The organism is Promicromonospora kroppenstedtii DSM 19349, from assembly GCF_000515355.1.
GTDB classification, from domain to species: Bacteria; Actinomycetota; Actinomycetes; order Actinomycetales; family Cellulomonadaceae; genus Promicromonospora; species Promicromonospora kroppenstedtii.
Window position 1 is genome coordinate 87462 of the sequence record NZ_KI911686.1, and the last position, 4883, is coordinate 92344.

A 4883-nucleotide genomic window follows, 5' to 3' on the forward strand; every position below is an offset into this window, starting at 1 on the left:
CCCATCCGGCGCCGCCCCGCCCACGGCGAGCGCGCCCAGTAGGCCGCGGTCCGCACCCAGGTGCCGACGGCGCCGATCCCGGTCACCTGCCCCACCTCGCCGCGCGCGATCATGTCGGCCACGGCGGGCAGGGCGTGCGACCCGAAGGTCTGGAAGCCCACCTGGCAGAGCCGCCCGGTCCGTTCGGCGACCGCGACGAGCTCGGCGTGCTCCGCGAGCGACGCGGTGGTCGGCTTCTCGAGCAGCACGTCGATCCCCGCCTCCAGCGCGGCGCGCGCCAGCGGCAGGTGGGTGTGGATGGGCGTGGCGAGCACGACGACGTCGGGCAGCGTCCCGGCGTCGGCGGACAGCAGGTCGCCCAGGCTCGCGAACCACGGGGCCGGGGCGTCGTCCGGTTCCCGCGGGTCGACGACGGCGCTCAGTCGCGCCAGCCCCCGCTCCGCCAGGTCCGCGACGGCACGCAGGTGCGAGCCGCCGTGGCCGTGGATGCCGACCACGGCCACCTTGGGCAGGCTCACCGCTGCCCGCCGTCGGTGAGGCCCGAGGCCAGGCCCGCCGCGGCGTCCGCCGTGAGCTCCGTGTCCAGCAGCACGGCGACCAGGTCGAGCCGCACGGAGCCGCCGTCGGGCACGAGCAGGGGAGCGTCCCAGGCGAGCGCGGGGCAGGCGCCGGGGTACTCGGCGGACCGCAGGAACCACGGGCGGACCTGGCCCGGCTGCACCAGCAGCAGCGTGGTGAAGCGGCCGCCCTGCTGCTGCACGAACGCGACCCAGGGCGACGTGCTGCCGTGCGCCCGGTTCTCGCCGGTGCCCGCGGCCGACAGGACCGTGGTGCTCTCGGCGATCGGCAGGCGCCAGAACAGGCCGCCGTACCCGGCGCCCGGCCGGCCGTTGGTGGCGGGCGAGCGGATCTCCAGCGGGCCGTGGTCGGCGTGCAGCGTGGAGCGCCAGTCGAGCACCCAGCCGGGGGCGGCGCCGGACCCGGGCGCGACGGGGAGGAGGCGCGCCGAGATGCGGCGTTCCTCGCGGAGCTGCGGCTCGCCGTGCTCGTCGGACCAGACCACGTCCTCGACCAGGGCCTCGCCCGCCGGGCCAGGGGTACCGACGCCGGGGACGCCCGGCTCCACGCGGATCCCCGCCGACGTCTGCCGGCCGTGGTTCTTCAGGAGGGTCGGGCCCACGTCCTCGATGAACGTGCGGCCGCCCCAGTGGCTGGTGCCGTTCACGTCCGGCACCGCGATGCCGACGCCGTAGTGGTGCCGGTGGTCCACCGGGCTCACGTCGGTCAGCGGCACGCCGGCCAGCGTGTGCACGGGGTGCAGGTAGGGCCGCCGCGCGTGCACCTTGGGCATCCGGTCGCCGCCGTCACGACGCACCAGCTCCAGGCCGTCGCCGCAGGTCAGGACCACGGCGTCGGCGGCCGGATCGGCGGGCACGGACCAGATGGGCGTCGCGGTGGGCGGCACCGTCGGCACCTCCTCCGGCTGCCGGGCGACGAGGTCGTCGTCCGTGACGTGCACCCGCTCGGGGCCCTGGGGCACGGGTCCGGTACTGCCCCGCACCTCCAGGCTGGGCGTGAATCGTGCAGAGCGTGCGGGGTGGGCGTCGTCGTCGATCACGGCGTGCAGCTCCCTCCAGGCGTGTCGGCCGAGCTCGGCCTGCGGCACCGCGACCGTCGTCAGCGCGGGTGTGGCGTAGCGGGACAGTTCGATGTCGTCGAAGCCGGCCACCGAGATGTCGGCGGGCACGGCCACCCCGGCCTCGTTCAGCCCGGCGAGCAGGCCGAACGCGACGAGGTCGTTGAAGGCCACCGCGGCGGTGGCGCGGGTGGCGAGGACGGCGGGCGCGGCGGCGTGGCCCGCCTGGATGTCCGGTCCGGCGGGCAGGTCGAGGATCTCGAGGTCGGTGTGCCGCGCCCGGGCGCGGGCCAGGCCGGCGCGGCGCATCTCGTCGGAGGCGCTGCGCACCGGCCCGCCCAGGTAGACCATGCGGCGGTGCCCGAGGGCTACGAGGTGCTCCACCACCTGGACGGCGGCGTCCTCGTAGTCCACGACCAGGCTGGGCGCGGCCCCGTTGGTCTCCCGGTTGACCAGCACCACGGGCTCGACGTCGGCGATGAGCGCGCTGAGCTCCGCGTCCCCGACACGCGGGGAGACGAGCACGAGCGCGTCGCACCGCATGCGGGCCTCGAGCGCGATCGCGCCCTCCTGCTGGTCGTCCTCGACCGTGTCGGCGACGAGCACCCGGTAGCCGTCCTCGGCGGCGCCGTCCATCACACCGCGCAGGATCTGCTGGAACACGGGGTTGCCGAGGTCCGGCACCACCAGTGCGACCGTCTGCGTGCGGCCGAGCGCGAGGCTGCGGGCCGCGTTGCTCGGCCGGTAGCTGAGCTCGGCGGCGGCGCTCCGCACGCGCTCGGCGATCGCGGCGTCGACCGTGCTGCGCCCGTTCATCACGCGCGACACGGTGGCGCGCGAGACCCCTGCCGCCGTCGCGACGTCCCCGATCGTGGCCGTAACGCGGCGCTGACCTGCCCCTCGAACGCTGCCGCTGCCCATGTGCTCTCCGTCCGTGACCTTCGTCCGACCGGATCCCGCGTGGTTCCGCGCCTTCGTCGGCGTGGCCCGCGTTACCGGTTTCCCGATGTGACCGTACACCATGGGAAACCGGTTCCTCATGTGGTACGTTCCTCCACCAGAGACCGGTTTCTCACCGATGATGCCGGGGATCGACGACGATCCGGAGGACAACGCGATGCGCCACCCGACCCGCGAGCCCGGACCCTGGCGGTCCGAGCCCCCGCCCGCCCTGACGGGCCCCGTCCGTGCGGGGGTGAACCCATGTCAGTGATCCAGGAGCTCTCGCGCGGCAAGCAGGGCGTCAGCGCGCGCCGTAAGGGAGACGGCCGCTGGGCCCTGCTCTTCCTCGCGCCGTGGTTCGTGGGGCTCGCGCTCATCACGGCCGGGCCCATGGGGGCGTCGCTCTGGCTGTCCTTCACGGACTACGACCTGCTCTCGGCCCCGCAGTGGGTGGGGCTGGAGAACTACACGCGGATGTTCGACGACCCGCGGTTCCTGAAGTCGCTCGGCGTCACCTTCACCTACGTGTTCGTGTCGGTGCCGCTGCAGCTTGCCGCGGCTCTCGGGCTGGCGCTGCTGCTCGACAAGGGCCTGCGTGGCCTCGCGCTGTACCGCTCGGTGTACTACCTGCCGTCCCTGCTGGGCGGCTCGGTGGCCATCGCGATCCTGTGGCGCCAGATCTTCGGCGCGGACGGCCTGGTCAACCAGGTCCTGGCGATCTTCGGGGTGCAGGGCGAGGGCTGGGTCTCGCACCCGGACTACGCGCTCGGCACCCTCATGGCGCTCAACGTCTGGACGTTCGGCGCGCCCATGGTGATCTTCCTGGCCGGCCTGCGGCAGATCCCGCAGATGTACTACGAGGCGGCCGCCATCGACGGCGCGTCGCGGTGGCGCCAGTTCCGCAGCATCACGGTGCCGCTGCTCACGCCGATCATCTTCTTCAACCTCGTGCTCCAGCTCATCGAGGCGTTCCAGTCCTTCACGCGGGCGTTCGTCGTCAGCGGCGGCAACGGCGGCCCGTCCGACTCGACGCTGCTGTACACGCTCTACCTCTACCTCAAGGGGTTCGGGTCGCTGGACATGGGTTACGCCTCGGCCATGGCCTGGTTCCTGCTGCTCATCATCGGCGGCATGACGGTCGTCAACTTCCTCGCCTCCAAGTACTGGGTCTTCTACGATGACTGACGCCTCGACGCGCACACAGACCGCACAGAACGCGACGACGACGGCGGTGCGGCCGCCGTCGAACACCGGTACCGCCTCCGGTTCCCGGGGGACCGGGGGGAGCACCGCCCGCCCGGTCGCCGTCCGCCCGCGCGGCCGGCGCGCGCAGGCCCGCGTGATCAGCCTGCTCAAGCACGCGGGGCTCATCGCCTTCGGGTTCGTGATGCTGTACCCGCTGCTCTGGATGCTGGCCAGCTCGTTCAAGCCGAACGCGCTGATCTTCCGCGAGCCGGGCCTGATCCCCACCGACATCGACCTGTCCAACTACACGGACGGGTGGAACGCGCTGCTGCACCCGTTCAGCCACTACCTGATCAACTCCGCGCTGGTGGTGCTCGGGTCGCTGCTCGGCAACCTGCTGTCCTGCTCCCTGGCGGCCTACGCGTTCGCGCGGCTGGAGTTCAAGGGCAAGCGGCTGTGGTTCGCGATCATGCTGATGTCGATCATGCTGCCGATCCACGTGGTGATCGTGCCGCAGTACGTGCTGTTCTCCCAGCTCGAGTGGATCAACACGTTCCTGCCGCTGATCGTGCCCAAGCTGCTGGCTACCGACGCGTTCTTCATCTTCCTGATGGTCCAGTTCTTCCGCGGCATCCCGCGCGAGCTGGACGAGGCCGCGACCCTCGACGGCTGCAACCACCTGCGCATCTACCTGCAGATCATGCTGCCGCTGTCGATGCCGGCCCTCGCCACCACGGCGATCTTCACGTTCATCTGGACCTGGAACGACTTCTTCAGCCAGCTGATCTTCCTCACGCGGCCGGAGATGTACACCGTGCCGATCGCGCTTCGCACCTTTGTCGACTCCACGGGCGAGAGCTCGTGGGGCTCGCTGTTCGCGATGTCGATCGTGTCCCTGATCCCCGTCTTCATCGCCTTCCTGTTCGGACAGAAGTACCTGGTCAAGGGCATTGCGACCACCGGAATCAAGTAGCTCCGCCCGCGATGCGACAACGACGTCAACGTCACCGAAGGAGAACCACATGAGCACCACCGGCAACCGACCGACCTCGAGGCGCGGCAAGCGCCTCGCCGGCTCGGCCGCGGGTATCGCGGCCGTCGCCCTGACCCTCGCCGCCTG

General features: G+C 71.9%; 4 protein-coding genes. 2 read left to right on the forward strand and 2 right to left on the reverse strand.

Features of this window, described 5'->3' with window-relative positions; all coding sequences use genetic code 11:
* A partial coding sequence (locus PROKR_RS15045) for a Gfo/Idh/MocA family protein (protein ID WP_036964450.1) occupies positions 1-518 on the reverse strand: 518 nt, incomplete at its 3' end.
* Complete coding sequence (locus PROKR_RS15050; RefSeq protein WP_036964451.1) at positions 515-2557, reverse strand: DUF6807 family protein; 2043 nt, start codon at positions 2555-2557, stop codon at positions 515-517. The genes PROKR_RS15050 and PROKR_RS15045, both read right to left, overlap by 4 nt.
* A gap of 282 nt (positions 2558-2839) precedes the next feature.
* On the opposite strand from PROKR_RS15050, the gene PROKR_RS15055 reads away from it, so the two are divergent.
* Both PROKR_RS15055 and PROKR_RS15060 read left to right on the forward strand, forming a co-directional pair.
* A complete protein-coding gene (locus PROKR_RS15055; RefSeq protein WP_036964452.1) occupies positions 2840-3763 on the forward strand; it encodes a carbohydrate ABC transporter permease in 924 nt (307 codons plus the stop codon).
* Entirely contained in the window at positions 3756-4736 is a 981-nt protein-coding gene (locus PROKR_RS15060; protein ID WP_245605839.1) for a carbohydrate ABC transporter permease, read from the forward strand. The genes PROKR_RS15055 and PROKR_RS15060 overlap by 8 nt, the downstream gene beginning before the upstream one ends.
* Positions 4737-4883 lie beyond the last annotated feature (147 nt).